Below are 25,431 nucleotides of genomic sequence, written 5' to 3'. Positions count from 1 at the left end.
CTGAATGGACAAAAACGCTGCATGATAAAACGACGCATCAAGCTATCCTATCGCCAGCGGTTCTGGCAACATAAAGTGTCCCCGATGCCCAAGGAACCTGCATGGCTCGCGCTAAACTGAAATTTCGCCTGCACCGTACCGCTATTATCCTGATTTGCCTGGCTTTGCTGGTGCTGCTGATGCAGGGTGCCTCTTATTTTAGCCTGAGTCACCAAATGGCGCGATCCGAACAGGTCGAAGAGCTGGCGCAGACGCTGACCAAACAGGTCGCCTACAGCCTGGCGCCGCTGCTGGACGACGACGGCAACAACCCGCGCATCGACGCCATCCTCAAGCAGCTCACCGATCACAGCCGCATTCTCGACGTCAGCGTGTATCAGTTGGACGGCACGCTGGTCTCCCACGCCGGGGAGCAGATAAGTATACGCGATCGGCTGTCGCTCGACGGCAAGCGCGCCGGCAGCTACTTCAACCACCAGTTGGTCGAATCCATTCGGGGCAAAGACGGCCCGATCGGCTTTATCCGCATCACCCTCGACACCCACGTGCTGGCGACCGAGTCCAAGCAGGTGGACAACACCACCAACCTGCTGCGCCTGATGATCCTGCTGGCGCTGGCGATCGGCATCATTCTGGCGCGCACCCTGCTGCAACACCGCCGCAGCCGCTGGCAGCAGTCGCCGTACCTGTTGACCGCCAACACGCCGTTGGCAGAAGGCAATACGGTGGAAGACGACGAAGAGGATGCGCCTGAGGCAAAACAGGAAGCGCCGAAGAAGGGGTAACTCAGGCCAGGCGCTGAATGTGATCGTGCAGCTTCTGCAGTTGCACCAACATTTGCTCGGCAATCGCCCGGAACGCCTCGCTGATGTCGTCATGTTGCGCCGTTCGCCGCCAGAACTCGAGAGCCAATAGCTCCGCTTGCCGCCAGACGGCGCCGCTCACCTCGTTGCTCAAACGGATCTCCAGCGCGTCGTGGCGCAGATTACCGCTGCTTGCCGGGGCAAAAGCCATCGGCAACATATCATACAAAGGCGCCAACATGACCGGCCGCTGGGTTATCCGCAAGAACGACAGGTTGCCTTGGTGCATATCGCTGTTGGCGATCAACCGGCCAAAGGCCCAATACAGGGCAACCCGTTGGTAGACTGAGTGATCGATCACCCCTAGCTGCAATAACCGCTCGGCGGCCACGACCCAGTTGGCGTGGCCGCTGCCGCTGAACTCGGCATCCAGCGCCTCCAGCGACACCATCGCTACCCTCCCTTCTTCACCGATGCGATCAAAGCGCTCGATCTCTAAAAAGCATTGTCGGTCAGCACCGAACAGGATTTGCGCCGATGCGGCAGGCAATCCCGCAGCGGCGATCGTCTGCAACGCCAGCGACTCGGCGATCAGCAAATCGCTCCAGCGCTGTGCAATGACATGCGTCGGCGCCAGGCTGAACTTCACCAACACATGCGCGCGGCGCCCAGGCGCCAGCTCAGCATAAGCGGCAAATTTGGGTTGCTCGCCACCGGCGGAAGAGCCCACCAGTTCCCCGGCCAGCGCCTGGACAGACAATGCGGCGTAACGCTCGGTTTTATCTTCCACCGTGATGGCGACGGCAGTATCCCGCATTAACCAACGCTGATAGCTGTCGGCACCAGGCAGCAGATCGCCGGTTATGTCCTCGCCATAACGGCAGAGCGCCAACAAGCGTTGACCTTCATCCCATCGCCGCACATCCTCCGGCAAATTCAACTCGCGCGCCGCTGCTTTTCCCCAGGCTCGCCCGAGAAAGCCAATCGGCCGCAGGTCGTTCAAATACCATGGCATGCCGTCATAAAGCTGCCACTCTCCGCTGCGCTCATCGCACACCGCACAGTTATCGGCAGGATACAGCGGGCAAAGTGTGGCAAACAGGTGCGCCTTACCCCGTTCATCAACCCGATATAGCGGAAACTGCCTCTCACCGCCGATCCCGCGCCGCAACGCATAGCGCGTCGCCTTACCTTTACCGAGGATCAATACGGCGCCCGCCAGTTCACGGAGACGGCGCGATAGCGTCGGCTGGCTGATGCCTAACGCTTCTGTCAGTTGACGAGCCGTAGCCGGCCCATGACGCAAAACTTGTTCAACGGTGAGCATCGGATGAATAGATTGGTGAATAGATTGATAAAGAAAGTAATAGCGTTAAATGGCAGAAAGGTAAAGCGTTAGCCAAAACTGGCCAAGCGGAATGAATAGATTGACGGGCGGACGCCATGATGACGCCCGCCGGGGTATTATGCTTTGTCGCCCAGCAGCACGGATTCCAGCGCGATAACGATCATGTCGTTAAAGGTGGTCTGGCGTTCCGCCGCCGTGGTCGCTTCGTGACGCAGGATGTGGTCGGACACGGTGCAGATGGTCAGCGCCTTGCAGCCGAACTCTTCGTACAGCTCTGCCGCCACGCCGTAGATGCCGGCCGCTTCCATTTCCACGCCCAGGATGCCGTACTTCTTCATCACCTGGAACATGTCCGGATCCGGGGTGTAGAACAGATCGGCGGAGAAGATGTTGCCCACGCGCGCCGGGATGCCCTGCGCCGCCGCCGCGTCGACCGCGTTGCGCACCATGTCGAAGTCGGCGATCGCCGCGTAGTCGTTGTCCTTGAAGCGCAGACGGTTCACCTTGGAGTCGGTGCACGCGCCCATGCCGATCACCACGTCACGCAGTTTGATATCGTCACGCACCGCGCCGCAAGAGCCCACGCGAATGATCTTCTTCACGCCGAATTCTGCGATCAGCTCGCGCGCATAGATGGAGCAGGACGGGATGCCCATGCCGTGGCCCATTACGGAGATGCGGCGGCCTTTGTAGGTGCCGGTGAAGCCCAACATGCCGCGCACGTTGTTCACTTCCACCGCGCCTTCCAGGAAGGTTTCGGCGATGTATTTTGCACGCAGCGGATCGCCCGGCATCAGTACTACGTCAGCGAAATCACCCATCTCAGCATTAATGTGCGGCGTAGCCATAATTCTCTTCCTTTAAATCGTATTAAATAGTGTTAAACGTATAAGCCGTGGCATGTCAGACGGCGGCCAACTGCGCCGCCGCCTTAAACTCACGGATTAAAACATGCTCTTACCGTAATCCATCGGCGACAGGCCAAAATAATTGGCGACGGTCTGGCCGATGTCGGCGAAGGTCTCGCGGTGGCCCAGCGAGCCCGGTTTCACTTTCGGGCCGTAAACCAGCACCGGGATGTGCTCGCGGGTGTGGTCGGTGCCCGGCCAGGTCGGGTCGCAGCCGTGGTCAGCGGTGAAGATGATGATGTCTTCGTCTTTCACCAGCTTCAGCAGCTCCGGCAGGCGGCGGTCGAACAGCTCCAGCGCGGCGGCGTAGCCCGCCACGTCGCGGCGGTGGCCATAGGAGGAATCGAAGTCCACGAAGTTGGTGAACACGATGGTGTTGTCGCCGGCCTTTTCCATTTCGATCAGGGTCGCGTCGAACAGCGCGTCGATGCCGGTCGCCTTCACCTTCTTGGTGATGCCGACGTTGGCGTAGATGTCGGCGATTTTACCGATCGACACCACTTCGCCGCCCTTCTCGTCCACCAGCTTTTTCAGCACGGTCGGCGCCGGCGGCTCTACCGCCAGATCGTGACGGTTGCCGGTACGCTGGAAGTTGCCCGGCTTGTCGCCGACGAACGGACGCGCGATCACGCGGCCGATGTTATACCCGCCTTCGGTCAGCTCTTCACGCGCGATTTCGCACAGCTCGTACAGGCGATCCAGGCCGAAGGTTTCTTCATGGCAGGCGATCTGGAATACCGAGTCGGCGGAGGTGTAGAAAATCGGCTTGCCGGTTTTCATGTGCTCTTCACCCAGCTGATCGAGGATCACGGTGCCGGATGAGTGGCAGTTGCCCAGGTAGCCCGGCAGCTTGGCGCGTTCGACCAGTTTGTCCAGCAGTGCCTGCGGGAAGCTGTTGTGCTCGTCCTTGAAATAGCCCCAGTCGAACAGCACCGGCACGCCGGCGATTTCCCAGTGGCCCGATGGCGTGTCTTTACCGGAAGAGAGTTCGCTGGCGTAAGCGTAAGCGCCGATGATGTCGGCGTTGCGATCCAGCCCCTGCGGGAAGTTGCCGGTGGACTCTTCCGCCGCTTTGCCGAGACCCAGACGGCTCAGGTTAGGCAGCGTCAGCGGGCCCTGGCGGCCCACGTTGGCCTCACCGCGCGCGCAAACCTCGGCGATGTGGCCCAGGGTGTCGGAACCCTGATCGCCAAAACGTTCGGCGTCTTCGCTGGCGCCGATGCCGAAGGAGTCCAATACCATAATAAATGTGCGTTTCATCTGTGCTCTCCTGCGTGTTCTCACGCTTTGGACGGCCGCGAAAAAGCCGCGACCGTTCCTGATTCTTGGGTTATTCCGTGATGCGCTTATACACCACCGGCGTCGCTTCCGGCGCCTTGTCGCTCAGCGTCATCGCGCTGCGCACCGCATCGGCCGCCTGCTGCCAGCTCTCTTCATCGTTGGCGTGGATCATCGCCAGCGGCTGCTGGGCATCCACTTTCTCGCCCAGGCGCGCCACCTCGGTCAGGCCAACGCTGTAATCGATGGCGTCGCTCGCCCGGCGACGGCCGCCGCCCAGCGAAACCACCGCCATGCCCAGCGCGCGGGTATCCATGGCGCTGACGATGCCCGGTTTTTCAGCATACACCGGCTTGCTCAGCGTTGCCGCCGGCAGATAGCTATCGTAGCGTTCGACGAAGTCTATCGGCCCCTGCTGCGCCGCCACCATGCAGCCAAACACCTCCGCCGCCTTGCCGTTGTCCAGCACCGCCTGCAGTTTGGCGCGCGCGTCGGCCTCGTCTTGCGCCAGGCCGCCGGACAGCAGCATTTCCACGCACAGCGCCAGCGTCACTTCCAGCAGGCGCGGGTTGCGGTATTCGCCGGTCAGGAAACGCACCGCTTCGCGCACTTCCACCGCGTTGCCGGCGCTGGAGGCCAGCACCTGGTTCATGTCGGTCAGCAGGGCGGTGGTCTTGCAGCCCGCGCCGTTGGCCACGCCGACGATCGCCTGCGCCAAATCTTGCGACAGCGCATAGGTCGGCATAAAGGCGCCGGAGCCGACCTTCACGTCCATCACCAGCGCATCCAGCCCTTCCGCCAGCTTCTTGGCCAGAATGGAGGCGGTGATCAGCGGGATCGAATCCACGGTGGCGGTGATGTCGCGGGTGGCGTAAAAACGTTTGTCCGCCGGCGCCAGCGAGCTGGTCTGGCCGATGATCGCCACGCCGACGTCCTGAATGATTTTGCGGAAGGCGTTATCGTCCGGGAAAATATTGAAGCCCGGAATGGCTTCCAGCTTGTCCAGCGTGCCGCCGGTATGCCCCAGGCCGCGGCCGGAGATCATCGGCACATAGCCGCCGCAGGCCGCCACCATCGGGCCGAGCATCAGCGAGGTCACGTCGCCCACGCCGCCGGTCGAATGCTTGTCGACGATCGGGCCGTTCAGCGCCAGGCTTTTCCAGTCCAGCACGGTGCCGGAATCGCGCATCGCCATGGTGAGCGCCACGCGCTCCGGCATGCTCATGTCATGGAAATAAATGGTCATCGCCAGCGCGGCGATCTGCCCTTCCGACACCACGTTGTCGCGAATGCCGTTGATGAAAAAGCGGATTTCCGCTTCGCTTAACGGCTGGCCGTCGCGTTTCTTACGAATAATTTCTTGAGCCAGGAACAAGGCATCCCCCTGTGTCGCCGAGAGTCGGTGCAGACGGGCGCGCCTGGCGCCCGCCAACGAAATCGATCAGTAGCCGCCGCCGGCGGTCTGGGTCTGGTGGCCCAGCGCGGCCAGCAAGCTGGCCAGCAGGCTGGAAGCGCCAAAGCGGAAATGCCGCGCATCGGCCCAGCCTTCGCCCAGAATACGATCGGCAAGCTGCAGATAATGCAGCGCGTCTTCCGCGGTGCGCACGCCGCCGGCCGGCTTGAAGCCCACCGTCTTCGCCACGCCCATATCGCGGATCACCGACATCATCAGCTCGGCGCTTTCCAGCGTGGCGTTGACCGGCACCTTACCGGTGGAGGTCTTGATAAAGTCCGCCCCGGCCTTGATGGCGATCTCGGACGCCTTGCGGATCAGATCGGCCTGCTTCAGCTCACCGGTTTCGATGATCACTTTCAGCAGCACGTTGGCCGCCTGGCAAGCCTGCTTGCACTGTTTCACCAGCTCGAAGCCGACCTGTTCGTTGCCGGCGATCAGCGCGCGGTAAGGGAACACCACGTCCACTTCATCCGCGCCATAGGCGATGGCCGCGCGGGTTTCCGCCAGCGCGATGCCGATATCGTCGTTGCCATGCGGGAAGTTGGTCACGGTGGCGATGCGGATGTCCGGCGTGCCTTGCTCGCGCAGCGCCTTACGCGCCACCGGGATAAAACGCGGGTAGATGCAGATGGCCGCCGTGTGGCCGGCCGGGCTGTTGGCCTGACGACAGAGCGCGATCACTTTCTCGTCGGTGTCATCATCATTCAGCGTGGTTAAATCCATCAAATTCAGCGCACGTTGCGCTGCTGCGGTTAATTCGGTCATAAAACTCTCCAACTGAGTACCTGGGTGTTGGCGAGCGGACTTGGTTCCATGAAGATAGCGCTGGGGAACGGCGTTCCCGCGGCGGCAACTGAGATCCTTCTCACCGCACATGGCCACCCGCCTTGCGGCCGGCCAGTAATAGCTATTTGAACACGAATGCCGGAGGCGATTCGCGTTCATCGTCACACTATATGAAATAGCACTGTAACAGATCGGAATTATATGTGAAGAACATCACAAAATAACGCGATATCGTTCACAAATTCGCTAAAGAAGCGGCTGAAGATCGCGGGTGCGGCACGCACCCGCGTTGCTTAGAGTATAGGCGGAGTCCCGCGATCGGTCGCGCCGTCGCGGGACTCGGGATGGCTTACAGCGCCAGGAAGAAGCCGGCGATGGTGGCGCTCATCAGGTTGGACAGCGTGCCCGCCGCCACGGCCTTCAGACCGAAGCGCGCGATGTCGTGGCGACGATTGGGCGCCATGCTGCCCAGACCGCCCAGCAGGATCGCCACCGAGGAAAGGTTGGCGAAGCCGCACAGCGCGAAGGAGATGATCGCCTTGGTATGGGCCGACAGCACCTGCAGGCCTTCCGCCGCCACTACGTCGTCCGGACGCAGATAGGCGCCGAAGTTCATGTAGGCGACGAACTCGTTGACGATGATCTTCTGACCGATGAACGAACCGGCGGTCATCGCCTCGCTCCACGGCACGCCGATCAGGAAGGCGATCGGCGAGAACACCCAGCCGAGGATCAGTTCAAGCGACAGCTGCGGATAATCGAACCAGCCGCCGATGCCGCCGAGAATGCCGTTAAGCAAGGCGATCAGCGCGATAAACGCCAGCAGCATCGCACCGACGTTCAGCGCCAGCTGCATGCCGGAGGCCGCGCCGGAAGCCGCCGCGTCGATCACGTTGGCCGGACGATCCTCTTCGGCGATCAGCTTCATCGCATCGTCTTTATCGTGGGTCTGCTCGGTTTCCGGCACCATCAGCTTGGCGAACAGCAGCCCGCCCGGCGCGGCCATGAAGGACGCGGCGATCAGGTATTCCAGCGGCACGCCCATCTGCGCGTACCCTGCCAGCACCGAACCGGCTACCGAGGCCAGGCCGCCGCACATCACCGCGAACAGTTCTGATTGGCTCATGGTGGCGATATACGGACGCACCACCAGCGGCGCTTCGGTCTGACCAACGAAAATGTTGGCGGTCGCCGACAGCGATTCGGTGCGCGAGGTGCCCAACAGCTTTTGCAGCCCGCCGCCCAGCACGCGGATCACCAACTGCATGATGCCGAGGTAGTACAGCACCGCAATCAGCGAGGAGAAGAACACGATCACCGGCAGGACGCGCAGCGCGAACACGAAGCCGCCGCCGCCGAACACCTCGAACATCTTGTCGGACACCAGCCCGCCGAAAATGAACGAAATGCCCTGATTGCCGTAGGCGATAACGTTTGCCACGCCGTTCGACATACTGCCGAGGATGCTGCGGCCCAGCGGCACATACAGCACCAGCGCGCCGATGCCGACCTGAATGATGAACGCCCACGCGACGGTGCGCAGTTTGATGGCCCGGCGGTTGCTGGAGAGCAGCACCGCAATGGCGATCAGCACCGCCATGCCGACTAGGCTCATGATGAGTTGCATGCAAAGTTTCCCTGTTGCAAAAAATAAAATACATCCCTGCTCATAAAGAGAGGTCTGCTATTGGAGAGTTTCGGGGGGATTATACTGAGCGAGGTCACTCTCGCACCGATTTATGTCACAAATGCATACAACGAGACGCAAATGAAAATCTTATAACGTGACGCAGGTCACGTTATCACCTCATCAATCCGGCATGGCAAACAGCGCCTGAGCATTGCGCTGCAGATGGGCGGCGATCTCGTCGGCCGGTTCCGGCCGCAGCTCGCACAGCGTTTGAAACACCTCGGCGGCGCGTTCGGGGCGATTCGGCTGCCCCTGATAGCCCGCCAGCGGCATGTCCGGCGCATCGGTCTCCAGCAGCAGCGCCTCGAGCGGCAGCTGCGCCATCACGCCGCGCGTTTTCTGCGCCCGCTCATAGGTGATGGTGCCGCCCACGCCGATGTAATAGCCGAGGCGGATAAACGCCTGCGCCTGCGACAGGCTGCCGGCGAAGCCATGCACCACGCCGCGACGCGGCAGCTGCACGCGCCGCAGGGCTGCAGCCAGCTGATCGTGGGTGCGGCGCGAATGGAGGATCACCGGCAGGTCATGCTGTTTCGCCAGCCGCAGCTGGGCCAGCAGCACGCTTTGCTGGCGCTCGAACTGCGGGTTGTCCATATACAGATCGAGCCCGACCTCCCCCACCGCTACCAGCTTGCGCGGCCGTTCGGCCAGCAGCGCCGCCAGTTGCTCCAACTGCGGCTCATGATGCTGCGCGATATACAGCGGATGCAGCCCCAGCGCGGCGAACAGCGGCGCGTGATCCTGCGCCAGCCGCAGCACCCGCGCGAAGCGATCGGCGGTGACCGTCGGGACGATGATGCGCGTGACGCCGGCGCTTGCCGCTCGCACCAGGCTCTCGCCCTCATGCCCGGTAAAGGGAGGGAAATCGAAATGGCAGTGGGTGTCGGTAAAGGCATAACTCACAGCGCGCCCCCTTCACCCGGCGGCAGATCGCCCGGTAGAATGATCTTCGGCGCCACCACCGCGGCCTCCGGCTGCGCGCCAAGATCGGACGGCATGACGATGTCGGTCACGATCGGCGAAGGCATTCTGACGTTCTCCGGCTGGATCAGGCGGCGCGACAGCGCTTTTTTCACCCTCATGCCGTCCGGCTCCGGCTGCGCCATCCACTGGCCGACGGTGGCCAGGAAATAGCGGCCGCAGCGGCGCCCCAGGTGATAATCCTGATTGAGCGACCCCAGTCGGCTGCCCAGCGCATTGCTGGCCAGCGGCTTCGGCGGGAAGATCTCGAAGATGCGCAGCTTGCCCGGCGGCTTCTCGATAAAGCGCTGGATGCGGTGATAGCTTTGCTCGTGATGCTGCAGGATACGCACCATCTGCTGCAGGCTGCTGTCGCTCAGCCAGTGCTCCATGCGCTTCATCCACTGCGGGGTGTAGTACATCTGCGAAGGCACGGTGCGGATCACTACGATGGTGTCGGCGCCGCGGCGATAGGCCTCTTCCACCGGGATCGCATCGCTGATGCCGCCGTCCTGATAGCTGATGCCGTCCAGCTCCACGCCCTGGCGATAGAAGCCGGGAATGGCGCTGGACGCCTTGATGGCTGGCAGCCAGCGCTCGCGCTGCGCCGGCAGATAGGTCGGTTCGAAATCGTCGCTGCGGCAGGCACACAGCAGAAACTCGCGCCCGTCGGTAAAGTGCCGTTCCGCTACGTCCATCGCCAGCGGCATCTGCGCCGCTGCCGTATCAACCAGCCAATCGAGATCGATCAGATGCCCGCCGCGCACGAAGCGCAGCGGATTGAAGAATTGAGCCGAGGTGGTGTAACGGGTGATCACCCGGCGCGCGTAGCCCACCTGTCCGCAAATGTAGGCAGACAGATTCTGGGCGCCGGCCGACGTGCCGATCAGCAGGTCGAATGGGTTAAAGCCCGCGCGCTGAAACTCGTCCAGCACGCCGGCGGTGAAAATGCCGCGCTGGCCTCCGCCTTCGCAGACCAGCGCCATCTTGCCTGGCCGAAAGGGCTTAGACGCCAGCGGTTCTATATTGCCGAGCGTGATGGGTATTCTGTATCCCAACTTGGCATCCTCAGTGAGACGTTTTCTCCGAGGATACCGCGTCTCGCTCTCTTCCGTAATCCTCTTGCAGCACGCCGGCGAGGAAATCATTGCTGCCGGCCAGCCAGACGCAATCGCTGCCGGACCATTCGGCCAATGCCTGCCATACCTGGCCTTTCAGCTGTTTCCAGCGCCCGACGATGATGTCGCTGTTCATGGCCGGCCCTCCCCGACGTGAGAAAAGGAATTAAGCTTTGTTACAGTTTGCAGGAAAATACCGGCCGGCTAAGGGCGCCGGCGGCCGGTGAACAGGCTGACCAGGAACAGGATAATGCCGACGACAAACACGATTTTAGCCGCCCAGGCGGCGGTGCCCGCCAGCGAACCGAACCCCAGTGCCGCAGCGATAAGCGCGATGACTAAAAAGATAATGCCCCAACGAAACATAAGCTTCTCCTTACCATTGTGAAAAAATTCGCTGCTGTCTACCGCCCCGACAACGGGGCGTCGACGGCAAATCAGTTTCTTTTTTTGGTGGTACATGTCGGGCCGCCTTCACGGCCCGACCGATGCGGCTTGTTGTCACTTGTTACGGGCGCCTGGCGGGATTACGGCTTGACCACCAGGTCGTTTTTCACGCTTTTCACGCCGTCGATGGCCTTGGCGATGCTTTCCGCACGCTCAGACTGCGCCTGCGTTTTCACCTCACCGGAAAGCTGCACCACGCCATCGGTGGTTTCCACTTTCACATTGCGCGACGGCACGATGTCATCGGCCAGCAGCTTGGCTTTCAGCTCGCTGGTGGTGGCGGTGTCGCCGGCATACGATTTGATCGACTGGTTGGCTTCATCTTTCACGTGCAGCTTGTCGCTGACGGTCTTGACGCCTTCCACCTTGCCGGCGACAGCGACCGCATGCTCCGCCTGCGCCTGGCTGCCGACGAACCCGCTCAGGGTCACGGCGCCTTTTTCGGTTTTCACCGAAATGTCGGAACTTTTGATGGTTTTATCTTCCACCAACGCACTTTTAACTTTAGCCGTTATCGCGCTGTCATCCATGTAACCGTCAACTTTTTTCATGGAGCTATCGATTTTGGCACCGGCACTGTCCGCGGCGTTAGACGCCTTGTTGAGCAGACTCTCTTCGGCCAGCGCACTGCCGCTGACCAACACAGAACCCAATACAACAGCCATCAGCGAGTGTGCAAATTTGGTCTTTTTCATCGATCTCTTCCTTTTGTTGGGGGCTCACAACGCCAGAGCGCCGGAACCCTGCGGCCACCTTCACGCGGCCTTCTCGGTAAATACTTCATCATCGCTATACGATTAAGCGTTCACGACAGGAATATTGCAACGGCCGTGCCAACTCAAAAAAAACCTTAAAAATCAAAGAAAATAAATCAGACGTTGGATTTTTAGCCAAAAAACTGTCGCCTATTGACGACAGGCTAAGTCACACAAAACTGAAATATAGTTATCTCATTGATATTTAAAGATACTGACTGTCTCCTATCGGCAACACATCAGAATAACTCACCAAACAAACAACATATTACAGTGATTTACTCTCAAGCAATGTGCGGACATCCCGTTAAAGATAGACCATTAGACGGAAAATGCAGGCCGAACGAACATCGCCTGGTGTCCTAGGTTCGCAAGAAAAATATGAGGGAGGTTTATTAATTAGCGCAGTGGGAATAGGAGAGGCGTGCAGGGCGCACTGGGCGCCCTGCCGATTGATCAGTGTTCGCGCGTCTTGCGGAAGGTCACGTCAGGATAACGTTCCTGCGTCAGGTTGAGGTTCACCATGGTCGGCGCGATATAGGACAGGTTGTCCCCGCCGTCCAGCGCCAGGTTGATCTCGTTCTTGCGCTTGAACTCTTCGAACTTCTTCACGTCGTCGCACTCGACCCAGCGCGCGGTCGACACGTTGACCGACTCGTACAGCGCTTCCACGTTGTACTCGCTCTTCAAGCGCGCTACCACCACGTCGAACTGCAGCACACCGACCGCACCGACGATCAGATCGTTGTTGGCGATCGGACGGAACACCTGCACCGCGCCCTCTTCGGACAGCTGCACCAGCCCCTTCAGCAGCTGTTTCTGCTTCAGCGGATCGCGCAGGCGAATGCGGCGGAACAGTTCCGGCGCGAAGTTCGGGATGCCGGTGAACTTCATGTCTTCACCCTGGGTGAAGGTATCGCCGATCTGAATGGTGCCGTGGTTGTGCAGGCCGATGATGTCGCCCGGATAGGCTTCTTCCACGTGCGAACGGTCGCCGGCCATAAAGGTCAGCGCGTCGGAGATCACCACGTCTTTGCCGGTGCGCACCTGGCGCAGCTTCATGCCCTTCTCGTAGCGGCCGGAAACCACGCGCATAAAGGCCACGCGGTCGCGGTGTTTCGGATCCATGTTGGCCTGGATCTTGAACACGAAGCCGGTGAATTTCTCTTCCGCCGCCGTCACTTCGCGGGTGTCGGTTTTGCGCGGCATCGGCGCCGGCGCCCAGGCCACCAGGCCGTCCAGCATGTGATCCACGCCGAAGTTGCCCAATGCGGTCCCGAAGAACACCGGGGTCAGCTCGCCGCTCAGGAAGGCTTCCTGATCGAATTCGTGGGAAGCGCCCTGCACCAGCTCCAGCTCATCGCGCAGCTGCGCCGCCAGATCTTCACCCACCGCCGCATCCAGCTCCGGGTTGTTCAGACCCTTGACGATGCGCACTTCCTGAATGGTGTGGCCTTTACCGGTCTGGTACAGGTAGGTTTCATCCTTGTACAGGTGGTAAACGCCCTTGAACAGCTTGCCACAGCCGATTGGCCAGGTGATGGGCGAGCAGGCGATCTTCAGTTCGCGCTCGACTTCATCCATCACTTCCATCGGATCGCGGATATCGCGGTCCAGTTTGTTCATGAAGGTCAGGATCGGCGTGTCGCGCAGACGGGTCACTTCCATCAGCTTGCGGGTGCGATCCTCAACGCCCTTGGCGGCGTCGATCACCATCAGACAGCAGTCGACGGCGGTCAGAGTACGGTAAGTATCTTCGGAGAAGTCTTCGTGCCCCGGGGTATCCAGCAGGTTGACCAGGCTGTCGCGGTACGGGAACTGCATCACCGAGGTGGTGATCGAGATCCCACGCTGCTTTTCCATTTCCATCCAGTCGGATTTGGCGTGCTGGCTGGAGCCGCGGCCTTTTACCGTACCGGCGGTCTGGATCGCCTGTCCGAACAGCAGCACTTTTTCGGTAATGGTGGTTTTACCGGCATCGGGGTGCGAGATGATGGCGAAAGTTCTTCTTTTGGAGACTTCGCGGGCAAATTCACTAGGAGACATGGTTTTCAGGTTCTACGGTTAGTCCGCCCTGCGACATCATCAGAACGCGCCGATCGCGGCGCCGGGCAAAGCGGTGAATAAAAGATAACAGCCGGGCATTTTCGCCGATTTGCCAACCGGTGACAATCAATGCTTTTACCGGCCGGGCGGATTACGCCAGCGGCAGCGCCATCACGATCGCGTCTTCGCGGCCGTGGGCGCTCGGGTAATAATTGCGGCGCACGGTGACCTCGTTGAAACCGAGATCTTCATACAGCGCGATCGCCGCCTGGTTGGAGGCGCGCACTTCCAGCCACAGCGTGACCACGCCGCGGCTCTCCAGCCGTTCAATCAACGCGTTGAGCAGCAGGCGGCCAAAGCCACGGCGCTGGTACTGCGGATGAATGGCGATGTTGAACAGCGTGGCTTCGTCCAGCACGATCTGCGTGATGGCGAACCCCGCCATCTCCCCGTCGGCGCTCAGCTTCAGGTTAAGGTAGCGATCGCCCTGATTGCTGGCGAAGGTGGTTTCCGTCCAGGGAAAAGCGTGGCTGGCTTGCTCAATGGTGAAGGCCGTGGCCAGGTCGGCCGCCGTCAGGGTAGAAATCGTGTTCATGATGACAAATCTGCTGCCAGAGGGCGCGTTTGGCCCCCGCGTCTTGGGAAAGCTCGGCCAGCGCCGGGCTGTGTAGCTGCGCACCGGCGACCGCAAGCGGTTCCGCCACGCCCAGCCGCCAACTGTTGCATGCGGTCTCTTCAGGCAGCATCGCCGCCTGTTCCGGCGTCAGGCTGTAAGTTTGCGCCGGCGTCAGCCCCAGGCTGCGCAGCACGTCGCAAAACAGCGGATCGTCCGGTGCGGGCAGCGTCTGCGCCACCACCAGCAGGCGCGCCTCGGGTGGCAGACTGACCGCCACTTCGCCCTGCAACACGCCCGGGCGGCGCAATGTCCACTGCGTAATACCCAGTTGTTGTAACAGCCAGTCGCGTTTTGATGCCATGCCGATTCCTACCCGTTGTGGTGCGCCATGCCTGCCATGCGCCGCGCTATGCTAACAAACCCGCGCAGCCCGCGCCAACAAACCCGTCGAACATATCGCCACAAAGCTCTATAATCCCCGGTCTCATTTCCAGGAGCCAATATCTGATGTCTGCATTAACCCCCGCCAGTGAAGTCATGCTGCGCCACAGTGATGAATTTATCGAACGCCGCGTGCTGTTTGCCGGCGACCTGCAGGACAGCCTGCCGGCCCAATTCGAGGCCGCGGACGTGCGCGTCCACACTCAGCAATACCATCACTGGCAGTTACTGAACCGGACGATGGGCGATAACGTGCAGTTCGGTTTGACCGTCGATCCCGCTTTCGTCGCCGACTGCGACACGCTGGTTTACTACTGGCCAAAGAGTAAGCAGGAAGCGCAATTCCAGCTGTGCAACATCCTGGCGCTGCTGCCGGTGGGCGCGGACGTGTTCGTGGTCGGTGAAAACCGCAGCGGCGTGCGCAGCGCCGAGCCAACGCTGGAAGGCCACGCCACGCTGGTGAAAATCGACAGCGCGCGCCGCTGCGGCCTGTATCACGGCCGCCTGGACGCACAGACCGAGTTCAGCCTGGACGACTGGTGGGACAGCTATCAGCTGCACGATCTGGAAGTGAAAACGCTGCCGGGCGTGTTCAGCCGCGACGGCCTGGACGTCGGCAGCTCGCTGCTGCTGTCGACGCTGGAAAAACACATGAAAGGCAAGGTGCTGGACATCGGCTGCGGCGCCGGCGTGATGGCCTCGGTGATGGCCAAGCTGTCGCCGAAGGTGAAACTGACCCTCAGCGACGTCAACGCCGCCGCGGTGGAGTCCAGCCGCGCGACGCTGGCCGCCAACGGCATCGAAGGCGAAGTGATCGTCAGCAACGTTTACTCCGACATCACCGGCCGTTTCGACATGATCATCTCCAACCCGCCGTTCCACGACGGGCTGCAGACCAGCCTGACCGCCGCCGAAACCCTGATCCGCGGCGCGGTGAAACACCTGCCGATCGGCGGCCGGCTGCGCATCGTCGCCAACGCCTTCCTGCCGTACCCGGACATTCTGGACGCCACCTTTGGCAGCCACGAAGTGCTGGCGCAGAACGGCCGCTTCAAGGTGTATCAGGCCACCGTCGGCCGCCCGCCGCGCGCGCCGAAGAAGAAATAATTCGCCGTTGGCGGAAAACGACAGAGCGCGGCCTGAGGCCGCGCTTTTTTTTAACCGTTGATGTAAGTCATCGACTCCGCGCCGTAGCGATCGCCGGCCGCCGCACTCAGCGGAAACACCGCGTCGATCGTCGCCAGTTCGGCCGCGCTCAGCGTTATCTCCGCCGCCGCGACGTTCTCTTCGAGGTAGCGACGGCGTTTGGTGCCGGGGATCGGCACGATGTGCTCGCCCTGCGCCAACACCCAGGCCAGCGCCAGCTGTGAAGGCTTGACGCCCTTCTGTGCCGCCAGCTCCCCCACCTTCTCCACCAGCGCCAGGTTGCGGGCGAAGTTTTCCCCCTGGAAGCGCGGGTTGCCGCGGCGGAAATCGTCCTCGGCCAGATCCTCCGGCCGCCGGATAGCGCCGGTGAGGAAACCGCGCCCTAACGGGCTGTAAGGCACAAAGCCGATGCCAAGGCGCTCACAGGCCGCCAGCACGCCCTGTTCGGCATCGCGCGTCCACAGCGAATACTCGGTCTGCAGTGCGGTGATCGGATGCACCTTGTGCGCCCGCTCCAGCGTGGCGACCGACGCCTCGCTCAGGCCGATATGGCGGATCTTGCCTTCGCGGATCAGATCCGCCATCGTGCCCACGACGTCTTCGATCGGCACCTGCGGATCGACCCGATGCTGATAATAAAGATCGATCTCTTCTACGCCCAAGCGCCGCAGGCTGCCTTCCACCGAGCGCCGGATATACTCGGGCCGGCTGCTGACGCCGCGCGCCGAAGGATCCGCCGGATCGCGCAGGATGCCGAACTTGGTGGCCAGGAACACCTGTTGCCGTTTGCCCTTGATCGCTTCCCCCACCAATTCCTCGTTGGTGTGCGGGCCATACATGTCGGCGGTGTCGAGCAGCGTGACGCCCAGCTCCAGCGCCCGGTGCAGCGTGGCGATGGCTTCCTGCCGATCGGCGCCGGTGGAGTAGAAGTCGCTCATGCCCATGCATCCCAACCCCAGGGCGGAGACGAGGGGGCCGTGAGAACCCAGTTTACGTTGTTGCATTGTGCTGCCCTCATGCGATGAACGGATAACGCAGCAAAGTCTGGTTGTTTACGCTACAAAGATAAATAATGCAGATTGCACATCACTGTTCAAAAATCACCAACAATCCGGAGTGGACATGGATCAGGTTCAAGCCATGCGCATTTTTACCCGCATCGTCGAACTGGGCAGCTTCAGCCGGGCGGCCGAGCGCCTGCAGCTGCCGCGCGCCACGGTCAGCAACGCGTTGAAACGGCTGGAGCAGCGGCTGGGCGTGCGCCTGCTGATCCGCACCACCCGCCAGGTGCAGGTGACCAGCGAAGGCAGCCTCTACTATCAACGCTGCGTACAGTTGCTGGGGGCGCTGGAGGAGGCGGACACGCTGTTCAGCCACCATAAGCTGCAACCGTCCGGCAAAGTGCGCATCGATATGCCCCATTCGCTGGCGCGCCAGATTGTCATTCCGGCGCTGGACGACTTTTACCGGCGCTATCCCGACATCACGCTGGCGCTGGGCGCCAACGACACCCACGTCGATCTGTTGCGCGAAGGCGTGGACTGCGTGCTGCGCGCCTGGGAAACCGAAGACGACAGCCTGGTGGCGCGGCGCATCGCCCAATTGCCGCAGGTCACCTGCGCTTCCCCCGCTTACCTGCAGGCCTGCGGCACGCCGCTCGACATCGATAGCCTGGCGTCGCACCGCGCGGTGGGGTATTTTTCCCTGGCCAGCAACCGCGATTACCCGCTGGAATTCTGCCGCGGCGGCAAAGTGGAACTGCGCGAACTCCCCGCCCGGCTGAGCGTCAGCGGCGCCGACGCCTACATCGCCGGCGCGCGGGCCGGCATGGGGTTGATTCAGGCGGCGCGCTATTCGCTTGCCCCCTGGCTGGAACGGGGCGAACTGGTGGAAGTGCTGGCGGACACGCCGCCGCCGCCGATGCCGATTTACATCATGTATCCGCCCGGCCGTTTCCTGGCGCCACGGGTCAGGGTGTTGATTGATTGGCTGATTTGGCTGTTTGACCAGCGGAAAAGCGGCGATATGGCTGTTTTTCCAGCAAACGCCTGCAATGCGGGGAAATAACTGTTGACGTGCCCGCCAAAATCTCTAGAATTCGCCTCCGTGGTAACGTTACTCCGGTAATGTTTCTGGTACGCGAAGGTGGCGGAATTGGTAGACGCGCTAGCTTCAGGTGTTAGTGTCCTTACGGACGTGAGGGTTCAAGTCCCTCTCTTCGCACCAAATAACCACATGATTTATATTGCACTCAGCATCGATGCGAAGGTGGCGGAATTGGTAGACGCGCTAGCTTCAGGTGTTAGTGTTCTTACGGACGTGAGGGTTCAAGTCCCTCTCTTCGCACCAAGCTGGCGACGTAATATAAATCAAAGCAACAACATCGACTGTGCGAAGGTGGCGGAATTGGTAGACGCGCTAGCTTCAGGTGTTAGTGTCCTTACGGACGTGAGGGTTCAAGTCCCTCTCTTCGCACCAATTGATGATCTCTCCGGCAGTCCCTTCGAAAAAATCCCAACGCATTGATGAAAAACACGCCTAAGCGTGGTTTTGCCGTTTCCGGCGTTTTACCCGAAGCTGAAGTTGAGGCTGACCGCCGCCAGGCCGCCCGCCAGCGCCATGCAGGAAGGCAGCAGCAGATAATGACGCAGCCGGCTGTTGAACAGCATCACCAGCGTCGCCAACATCGCTATCACGATCAGGCTGCGCAGCTGCATCATATCGAGATCGATCAAGGCCAGCAGCGGCATCAGCGCGCATGGCAGCAAAACGCCCCAGGCGCTGGCCAGGCGATCGCCGAGGCACCAGCTGACGCCCCATAGCCCGCATGCGGCAATCATGGCAGTGAGCATGACAACCCCCTCAAGTGATAATGATAACCAATATCATATAACACTTTTTTGGCCGCCGCATCATTTTCGCTGCGATGACCAAACCCAGATGACACCAGCAGGAAAAAATGATAATTTGACATAAGAAAATTCCTAGTCCTGTTTGCATGATAATAATCACAACGGTCAACCATGCAATTCAAGTGGATATTTCGCGCCAAGGGAATGCTTCTCAACCTTAATTATTCGACAGTACGACTTTGCAAAGAGTGACCTCCGTATGAACGCCCGTTCTTATCAGGAATTACTGAACAGCAAGCAGCGCCTGGCATTATTTCTTTTTCTAATGATGAATGCCGCCTCTTCCATATTTACGTTATTGTTCCCTTTTAGGGATGTCCCTTCTTTTACTCTGCCTTTATTATGCATCCCGTTATTTTGTCTGGCGGCAGCGCTATTTTCTCTGCATACGCCGCGGCAATACCTGTACAAACTCAACCTGTTCGCCAGCGTGCTCGGCCTGCTGTGGGCTGCACATATCTACGTTAAAAGTCAATATTGCCTGCCGAATAACCAAGATTTTTTATTAATTAGTTTGTTCAGCATCTTTTTTATCAGCGCTATTTCTCTGACGGACAACTTTACCGCCTTTTGTTTACACGCCGTGCCTTCCGCAATGATGATCCTGGCTTTAGACGGTATGCATAATACCCTGCGGATATTATTCACCACGCTATTGCCTATTATTGCTTTTTCCATTCATCACCTGATGTTGAAACGCAGTGAAATCTTTACCCACGCGCTGGTGGCCAACCTGTATAACGAGCGGGACAAATTCAATAATTTGAGCATGCTCGATCCCCTGACCGGCCTTTATAACCGTCGCGGGCTGGAGAATAAGATCAACATGCTGCTGGAACCGCAAACCGGCCGCCACTACGTGCTGCTGCTGGATATCGACCACTTCAAGGTCTACAACGACAGCTACGGCCACGCCATGGGAGACCGGGCGCTGGTGCAGGTGGCGATCGCCATCCGCGATGCGGTGCGTTCGCGCGACATCGTGGTGCGCTACGGCGGGGAAGAGTTTTTGGTGCTGCTGACCAACGTGCACGAAGGCTACGCGGCGCAGCTGGCCGAACGGGTGCGCCAACGGGTGGCGGAACTGAATATCCCGCACGGCGCCAGCTCGCAGCACAGCGGTACGCTGACGCTCAGCGCCGGCATCTCGGCATTGGAAAAACTGGACGTCGAATCGGCGATCGGCGCGGCCGACGCCGCGCTCTATCTGGCGAAGCACAGCGGCCGCAACAATATTCAGCTGGCGCAAAACGTCCAGCCCGCCCTGCTGCTGCCGCAGGAGTAAATACCCTGCCCGGTTAAGCGGCCGTTGGCCGCAAGCCGTTCAGCAATAGCGACAAACCGGCCAACGCCTGCTCCAAAGCGGTTTTCTCATCCGGCTGGTGCGCGATCCAAAGCGCGGCATCCATCAGGCCGCCGTTGATCAAATGCGCCAGCGATTCCGGCTCGGCGACAGCGATGCGCCCCTGCGCCATCAACGCCTGCAATGCGCCCGTCATCCAGACAATGCATTGCAGCTTACTGGCCTGCAAATATTCAGCCCCCAGCACCGAAGGTGAGTCGCGCAGCAGAATGCGCTGCGCTTGCGGCTCCGTCATCATGATCAAATAACCGCGACAACGCGCCGCAAACGCCTCCCAGTCATCCGCCGTACGCGCGGTAATGTCGGCAAGACGCGCATCCATTTCAGCGTCAATCGCCTTCACAACCGCCAGGAACAACCCCTTTTTATCGCCAAAATGGTGATAGAGCGCACCGCGCGTCATGCCGGCTTGCGCGGTGAGTTCATCCATCACCGTCTCGGCATACCCCACGCTGCCGAACTGCTGACGGGCGGCCGCCACCAGTTTTTGTCGGGTTTCTTCAATCATTTCTGCGCGCGCTTTACGTGCCATGGGTCCACTCCCGCCTCGTTATTGATGAACGTTATAATTGACATACGCCATGTATGTCAATTAACGTAACATACGTGGCGTATGTCAATGATGGCCATTGAGCGAATACTGAGCCGCCAACTTCTGGAGCCCTTTCCATGGCAAATCCTTATTTCAACCTGTTCAACGCCCCGGGCAGCAAGGCGTTTTCCTCTGCCGGGCTGATCGCGCGCCTGCCGGTCTCGATGACCGGTATCGGCATCATCACCATGCTCTCACAGGTACGCGGCTCTTATTGGTTGGCGGGCGCGGTGGCGGCGACGTTCGCCTTTTCCATGGCGCTGCTTGCGCCGCAAATCGCGCGCGCGGCGGATCGTCACGGCCAAAGCCGCGTGCTGCCGTATGCCACCGGGATCAGTACGCTCGCCCTGCTACTGCTGTTGCTCTGCACCCACTATCGGGCGCCGGACTGGACGCTGTTCGTCTTCGCCGCGCTTGCGGGCGGCATGCCCAGCATCTCCGCGATGGTCCGAGCCCGCTGGAGCGAAATTTATCGCGGCACGCCACAGCTGCACACGGCATTTTCATTCGAGTCCGTGTTAGATGAAGTGGCCTTTATCGTCGGCCCACCGATCGCCGTGGGGCTTAGCGTTTCACTCTTCCCAGAAGCCGGTCCTCTGGTGGCCGCGCTGCTTCTGGTGGCGGGCGTTGCGGCATTCGCCTCCCAAAAAAGCACTCAGCCCCCGGTCTACACCCGCAATAACCAGCGGCAGCGCGCCATCCTGGCCATGCCGTCAATGCAGATCCTGCTGCTGGCGCTGATCGCCCTGGGCACCATCGTCGGCACCGTGGACGTCATCAGCGTGGCCTTCGCCGAGCAGCAAGGACAGCCGGCCGCCGCCAGCATCGTGCTGTCGGTTTACGCGTTCGGCTCCTGCCTGGCCGGGCTGATTTTCGGCGCAATGAAGATCCCCGTCCCCTTGCCTCGCCTGTTCTTATACGCGGCGTTTGCCACCGCCTTCACCACCCTGCCGCTGCTGTGGGTGCACAATGTCTTGACGCTGGCGGCGGCGATGTTTGTTGCCGGATTGTTTTTTGCGCCGACCATGATCATTGCCATGGGGCTGGTTGAAAACATCGTGCCGCCCTCCCGGCTGACGGAGGGGTTGACCTGGATGGTCACCGGCCTGGGGATAGGCGTGGCGCTCGGCGCCGCATTGGCGGGCCTGGCGATCGATGCCGCCGGGATAGCGGCCGGCTTCGGCGTCACGCTCACCGCCGGGCTGATCGTGCTGCTGGTGGCGGCCGGCGGCTACCGCTTAATGCGGCGAACGCTGGCCTTGAAAGCGGCGTGAATCGCTCGCGCTAAGCGGTTTCCCAAATCGCCTTGCCCTGCCAGCGCCGTTCGATCGCCGCCAGGAACAGTTTCACCTTGGGGGAGAGATGGCGCCGGCTGGGATAGACGGCGCAGATCGGCGGCCCCGGGCGGCAATAGCGCTCCAGCACCGGCACCAGCGTGCCGGCCGCAATCTGCTCGCCGACCAGAAACGCCCCCACCTGGCACAGGCCGGCTCCGGCGACGGCCGCATCCCTCAAGGCCTCGACGTTGTTGAAACGCATCCGGCCGCGCACCGGCTGTTCGTGCAGTTGGCCGTTGACCAAATAGCGCCAGGGCGCCGGCAGCCCCTGATGGCTGAAGACCAGCGTCTCGTGATCGCCCAACGCCTCCGGTTTTGCAGGCGTGCCGTGCCGCGCCAGATAATCCGGCGCCGCGCAGGTGATCAGGCGATGTGGCGCGAGCACCCGCCGCACCAGCCGGCTGTCGTCGTTGCCGCCGACGCGGACAGCCACGTCGATGCCGTCGCGCACCAGATCGCTGTAATCGTCGGAGAAGCTGACGTCGGCGTCCACCTCCGGCCACTGCGCCAAAAACTCCCGCAGAATCGGCAGGATATGCAACCGCCCCAACGAGACCGGCAGATCCAGCCGCAGCCGCCCGCGTGGGGTTTGCCGCCGCGTATTGAGCGCCGTTTCCGCCTCTTCGGCCTGCGACAGGATGCGCTGCGCATACTCGTAAAACACCGCGCCGTCTTCGGTCAGGCTGACGCTGCGCGTGGTGCGCTGCAGCAACCGGGTGGCTAATCGCTCCTCCAATCGGATCACGCATTTGCCCGCCGCCGAGCGGGAGATGCCCAGCCTCTCGGCCGCCAGCGTGAAGCTACAGGCGTCGGCGACGCGAATGAACACCAGCAGGTCGGTCAGGTTATCCAACGGCATAGACGGTAAATTAGCCATGATTTGTCCCCAATGTTGCGCATTCAGGCCAGTTTATCAGCCATTTTGGCGCGGATACACTGAGGCTCTTCATCTGTTGGGAGAGTCATTATGAGTGCCTTACACGCCGGCGGCGGCGCAAAACCCTGGCTGGCGACCTTCGCCATCGGCCTATCCACCTTTACCGTCGTCACGGCAGAAATGCTGCCCGTCGGGCTGCTGACCCCGATAGTCAGCACCTTGAACGCATCGATAGGCCGCGCCGGGCTGCTGATTTCCCTGCCTGCCCTGTTCGCCGCGCTGTTCGCCCCGCTGGTGGTGCTGGGCGCACGGCGCACGGATCGCCGCAGCCTGCTGATCGTCTTTCTGCTGCTGCTGATCGCCGCCAACCTGCTGGCCGCCGCCGCTACCTCCATGGCGCTGCTGTTCGCTGCGCGCATCCTGCTGGGCTTTTGCATCGGCGGTATCTGGGCCATCGCCGGCGGATTGGCGGAACGTCTGGTGCCGCCGGCCTCCGTCGGATTGGCGCTGTCCGTCATCTTCGGCGGCGTAGCGGCGGCCTCGGTGCTCGGCGTGCCGCTCGGGGTGTTCCTCGGCGAAGCGCTGGGCTGGCGCATGGCGTTTCTGGCCGTCGCCGTCCTGGCGGCGCTGACCCTGCTCCTGCTGCTGTGCGTGCTGCCGCCGCTGCCGGTCACGCAGGCGGTGAGCTGGCGGTCGTTCACCGCGCAGCGCGCGAATCGCCGGTTGCTCCTCGGGCTGCTGCTGACGTTTCTGCTGGTCGCCGGCCACTTTATGGCCTACACCTTTGTCCGCCCGCTGCTGCAGACGGTCGCCGGCATCGAGAGCCGCTGGGTGGGGCCGCTGCTGTTCGCCTACGGCGCCGCCGGTATCGTCGGGAATTTCATCGCCGGCCAGGCCGCCGCCAAACGGCTGCGCCGCACCCTGGCGCTGATCGCCTTCGGGCTGGCGCTCGCCGTCCTGCTGCTGCCGCTGCTGGGCCGCGCGCCGCTGAGCGGCGGTGCCTTCCTCCTGCTGTGGGGCATCGCCTACGGCGGCGTTTCCGTGTCGCTGATGGCGTGGATGCTCAAGGCGGCGCCCAATGCGGTCGAGGTCGCCTCTTCGCTGTATATCGCGCTGTTTAATCTGGCGATTTCCTGCGGCTCGCTGGCGGGCGGGCTGGTGGTGGACGCCGGAGGCTTAACGATAAACGGCGTGCTGTCCGGCATCGTGCTGCTGCTGGCGCTGGCGATCCTGATGCGAACGCGCCCACAGGCGCTGACAACGGCGGCGAAGGCCGATTCGCCGCCGGGGTGAATCAGGCGCGGCGCTGCCGGAGGCCGTAAACCAGCACCACCGCGAAGCACAGCAGCGGCAACAGATAAGAGAGCGCGGTGCTGTAACGGTCGGCCAGCGCCCCCATAAAGTACGGCATGATGGCGCCGCCGACGATCGCCATGATCATAAAGGAGCTGGCGCGCTTGGTGTGTTTACCCAGGTTTTTCACCCCCAGGGCGAAAATGGTCGGGAACATGATCGACATAAAGAAGAACACCGCGATCAGCGCCACCACCGACACCCCGTCGACGCTCAGCATCACCACGCCGCACAGCGCGATGTTGATCAGCGCATAGGCCGCCAGCAGCGTCGCCGGTTTGACTCGCCCCATCAGCCAGGTGCTGAAGAAGCGCCCGACCATAAAGCAGATCATAGCGATCGACAGCAGGTAAGAGGCGCTCTGGTTAGACACCTCGCGCCAGTGTTCGGTGGCGTAGTTGATGAAGAACGCCCCCACGCCCACCTGCGCCGCCACGTAGAAGAACTGCGTGATCACCCCGCCGACGAAATGCGGATGCTGCCATAATCCCTGCGCTATCACGCCGTGCACCGGTTTTTCCTCTTCGCGGATCGCCGGCAGCCGGGTGCGGCTGAACAACAGCGCGATCAGCAGCACCAGCACGGCGATCGCCACATAGGTCATCTTCACCGCGCTCTGATCGCCGCCGCCGGCGGACTGGCTGGCGGAGAAGAACAGCGTGCCGCCGATCAATGGGCCGATAAACTGCCCGAGGCCGTTGAACGACTGGGCCAGGTTGAGCCGCCGTTCGGCGCCCTGCGCGTCGCCCAGCACCGTGGCGTACGGGTTGGCGGCCGTTTCCAGGCAGCCCAAACCGCTGGCGATAACGAACAGCGCGAACAGGAACACGCCGAAGCTGTTGGCCGACGCCGCCGGCACGAACAGCAGCGCTCCCAGCGCATACAGGCACAGCCCGACCAGAATGCCCGCCTTATAGCCCTTGCGGTCCATAAAGTACCCGGCGGGCAGCGCCACCAGGAAATAGGCGCCGAAATAGGCCGCCTGCAGCAGCCCCGATTGCGCCTTGGTGACATGCAACGTCTCCTGAAAATGTTTGTTCAATACGTCCAGCAGGCCATAGGACAGCCCCCACATGAAGAACAGGCTGGTGACCAGGATAAAGGCCCAGCGCAGATTGGCGGTCACGGAGACGCCCGGCTGCGCGGAGGCCGCGCTTTTTTCAGCAAGCATGGTGATACCCTCGTATCGTCTGGCGATG

General features: G+C 61.3%; 25 protein-coding genes and 3 tRNA genes. 9 read left to right on the top strand and 19 right to left on the bottom strand.

All coding sequences use genetic code 11. The features are described from left to right. Positions 1–101 precede the first annotated feature (101 nt). Positions 102–785: a YtjB family periplasmic protein gene (locus tag ABTW55_RS08095; RefSeq protein ID WP_060422530.1), complete on the top strand. Its 684-nt coding sequence runs from the start codon at positions 102–104 to the stop codon at positions 783–785. A gap of 1 nt (position 786) precedes the next feature. On the opposite strand, the gene yjjJ is transcribed toward ABTW55_RS08095, so the two are convergent. The 14 genes from yjjJ to ABTW55_RS08025 form a co-directional block, all read right to left on the bottom strand. Further along, entirely contained in the window at positions 787–2,130 is a 1,344-nt protein-coding gene (gene yjjJ / locus ABTW55_RS08090) for a type II toxin-antitoxin system HipA family toxin YjjJ (RefSeq protein ID WP_060422532.1), read from the bottom strand. Between the two features lie 137 nt (positions 2,131–2,267). Beyond that, positions 2,268–2,999, bottom strand: coding sequence for a purine-nucleoside phosphorylase (gene deoD, locus ABTW55_RS08085; protein ID WP_033652875.1), 732 nt, complete (start codon positions 2,997–2,999; stop codon positions 2,268–2,270). Between the two features lie 96 nt (positions 3,000–3,095). Further along, positions 3,096–4,319: a phosphopentomutase gene (gene deoB, locus ABTW55_RS08080; protein WP_033649124.1), complete on the bottom strand. Its 1,224-nt coding sequence runs from the start codon at positions 4,317–4,319 to the stop codon at positions 3,096–3,098. Between the two features lie 70 nt (positions 4,320–4,389). Continuing rightward, entirely contained in the window at positions 4,390–5,712 is a 1,323-nt protein-coding gene (deoA, locus tag ABTW55_RS08075; protein WP_060422535.1) for a thymidine phosphorylase, read from the bottom strand. Positions 5,713–5,778: 66 nt separating this feature from the next. Beyond that, positions 5,779–6,558, bottom strand: a complete 780-nt coding sequence (deoC, locus tag ABTW55_RS08070) for a deoxyribose-phosphate aldolase (RefSeq protein ID WP_060422538.1) — start codon at positions 6,556–6,558, stop codon at positions 5,779–5,781. 370 nt (positions 6,559–6,928) lie between these two features. Next, positions 6,929–8,206, bottom strand: a complete 1,278-nt coding sequence (locus ABTW55_RS08065; protein WP_033637021.1) for a NupC/NupG family nucleoside CNT transporter — start codon at positions 8,204–8,206, stop codon at positions 6,929–6,931. A 183-nt stretch (positions 8,207–8,389) separates the two neighbouring features. Next, complete coding sequence (locus ABTW55_RS08060) at positions 8,390–9,172, bottom strand: TatD family hydrolase (protein WP_033649122.1); 783 nt, start codon at positions 9,170–9,172, stop codon at positions 8,390–8,392. After that, positions 9,169–10,287, bottom strand: a complete 1,119-nt coding sequence (locus ABTW55_RS08055; RefSeq protein ID WP_033652870.1) for a patatin family protein — start codon at positions 10,285–10,287, stop codon at positions 9,169–9,171. Before ABTW55_RS08055 ends, ABTW55_RS08060 begins: the two co-directional genes overlap by 4 nt. Before the next feature lie 10 nt (positions 10,288–10,297). Beyond that, positions 10,298–10,483 carry a stress response protein gene (locus ABTW55_RS08050; RefSeq protein ID WP_033649120.1) on the bottom strand — a complete coding sequence of 62 codons (186 nt, stop codon included), beginning with the start codon at positions 10,481–10,483 and terminating at the stop codon, positions 10,298–10,300. A gap of 68 nt (positions 10,484–10,551) precedes the next feature. Continuing rightward, positions 10,552–10,713, bottom strand: a complete 162-nt coding sequence (locus ABTW55_RS08045; RefSeq protein WP_004857650.1) for a DUF1328 domain-containing protein — start codon at positions 10,711–10,713, stop codon at positions 10,552–10,554. Between the two features lie 161 nt (positions 10,714–10,874). Then, entirely contained in the window at positions 10,875–11,489 is a 615-nt protein-coding gene (gene osmY, locus ABTW55_RS08040) for a molecular chaperone OsmY (RefSeq protein ID WP_033637016.1), read from the bottom strand. Between the two features lie 516 nt (positions 11,490–12,005). After that, complete coding sequence (gene prfC, locus ABTW55_RS08035) at positions 12,006–13,595, bottom strand: peptide chain release factor 3 (RefSeq protein WP_004933094.1); 1,590 nt, start codon at positions 13,593–13,595, stop codon at positions 12,006–12,008. A gap of 151 nt (positions 13,596–13,746) precedes the next feature. After that, positions 13,747–14,190, bottom strand: a complete 444-nt coding sequence (rimI, locus tag ABTW55_RS08030) for a ribosomal protein S18-alanine N-acetyltransferase (protein ID WP_033649119.1) — start codon at positions 14,188–14,190, stop codon at positions 13,747–13,749. Next, positions 14,135–14,572, bottom strand: coding sequence for a DNA polymerase III subunit psi (locus ABTW55_RS08025; RefSeq protein WP_033637012.1), 438 nt, complete (start codon positions 14,570–14,572; stop codon positions 14,135–14,137). Before ABTW55_RS08025 ends, rimI begins: the two co-directional genes overlap by 56 nt. Positions 14,573–14,718: 146 nt before the next feature. On the opposite strand from ABTW55_RS08025, the gene rsmC reads away from it, so the two are divergent. After that, a complete protein-coding gene (gene rsmC, locus ABTW55_RS08020; RefSeq protein WP_060422541.1) occupies positions 14,719–15,759 on the top strand; it encodes a 16S rRNA (guanine(1207)-N(2))-methyltransferase RsmC in 1,041 nt (346 codons plus the stop codon). Between the two features lie 50 nt (positions 15,760–15,809). Here rsmC and ABTW55_RS08015 read toward each other — a convergent pair whose 3' ends face one another. After that, on the bottom strand, positions 15,810–16,802 hold the full coding sequence (locus ABTW55_RS08015) for an aldo/keto reductase (protein WP_060422543.1): 993 nt from the start codon (positions 16,800–16,802) through the stop codon (positions 15,810–15,812). Positions 16,803–16,920: 118 nt separating this feature from the next. Between ABTW55_RS08015 and ABTW55_RS08010 the strand changes: the two genes are divergently transcribed. From ABTW55_RS08010 to ABTW55_RS07995, 4 genes are all read left to right on the top strand, one after another. Beyond that, positions 16,921–17,865 carry a LysR family transcriptional regulator gene (locus ABTW55_RS08010; protein WP_060422546.1) on the top strand — a complete coding sequence of 315 codons (945 nt, stop codon included), beginning with the start codon at positions 16,921–16,923 and terminating at the stop codon, positions 17,863–17,865. 72 nt (positions 17,866–17,937) lie between these two features. After that, positions 17,938–18,024, top strand: a tRNA-Leu gene (locus ABTW55_RS08005). A 36-nt stretch (positions 18,025–18,060) separates the two neighbouring features. After that, positions 18,061–18,147 (top strand) — tRNA-Leu (locus tag ABTW55_RS08000). A 42-nt stretch (positions 18,148–18,189) separates the two neighbouring features. Then, a tRNA-Leu gene (locus ABTW55_RS07995) sits at positions 18,190–18,276 on the top strand. Positions 18,277–18,365: 89 nt separating this feature from the next. Here ABTW55_RS07995 and ABTW55_RS07990 read toward each other — a convergent pair. Next, positions 18,366–18,650: a DUF1435 domain-containing protein gene (locus ABTW55_RS07990; RefSeq protein ID WP_033637006.1), complete on the bottom strand. Its 285-nt coding sequence runs from the start codon at positions 18,648–18,650 to the stop codon at positions 18,366–18,368. Between the two features lie 442 nt (positions 18,651–19,092). Here ABTW55_RS07990 and ABTW55_RS07985 point away from each other — a divergent pair, with 442 nt between their 5' ends. Then, on the top strand, positions 19,093–19,995 hold the full coding sequence (locus tag ABTW55_RS07985) for a GGDEF domain-containing protein (RefSeq protein WP_370739131.1): 903 nt from the start codon (positions 19,093–19,095) through the stop codon (positions 19,993–19,995). A gap of 13 nt (positions 19,996–20,008) precedes the next feature. Here the strand turns inward: ABTW55_RS07985 and ABTW55_RS07980 are convergent, their stop codons facing one another. Then, positions 20,009–20,605 (bottom strand): TetR/AcrR family transcriptional regulator, encoded by a 597-nt coding sequence (locus tag ABTW55_RS07980; protein ID WP_033648512.1) that lies wholly within the window; start codon positions 20,603–20,605, stop codon positions 20,009–20,011. A 137-nt stretch (positions 20,606–20,742) separates the two neighbouring features. Between ABTW55_RS07980 and ABTW55_RS07975 the strand changes: the two genes are divergently transcribed. Beyond that, the gene (locus tag ABTW55_RS07975) at positions 20,743–21,939 is read left to right on the top strand and encodes an MFS transporter (protein WP_060422549.1); all 1,197 of its coding nucleotides are present in this window, start codon (positions 20,743–20,745) and stop codon (positions 21,937–21,939) included. Positions 21,940–21,949: 10 nt separating this feature from the next. Here ABTW55_RS07975 and ABTW55_RS07970 read toward each other — a convergent pair whose 3' ends face one another. After that, positions 21,950–22,861, bottom strand: coding sequence for a LysR family transcriptional regulator (locus ABTW55_RS07970; protein ID WP_033637002.1), 912 nt, complete (start codon positions 22,859–22,861; stop codon positions 21,950–21,952). 108 nt (positions 22,862–22,969) lie between these two features. Between ABTW55_RS07970 and ABTW55_RS07965 the strand changes: the two genes are divergently transcribed. Next, entirely contained in the window at positions 22,970–24,172 is a 1,203-nt protein-coding gene (locus ABTW55_RS07965; RefSeq protein WP_060422552.1) for an MFS transporter, read from the top strand. A gap of 1 nt (position 24,173) precedes the next feature. Here the strand turns inward: ABTW55_RS07965 and fucP are convergent, their stop codons facing one another. Continuing rightward, a complete protein-coding gene (gene fucP / locus ABTW55_RS07960; protein ID WP_049212459.1) occupies positions 24,174–25,403 on the bottom strand; it encodes an L-fucose:H+ symporter permease in 1,230 nt (409 codons plus the stop codon). Positions 25,404–25,431 lie beyond the last annotated feature (28 nt).

It is taken from the genome of Serratia sp. SM04 (assembly GCF_040280225.1).
GTDB lineage: Bacteria > Pseudomonadota > Gammaproteobacteria > Enterobacterales > Enterobacteriaceae > Serratia > Serratia sarumanii.
This window is presented reverse-complemented; position numbering and strand designations above follow the sequence as displayed.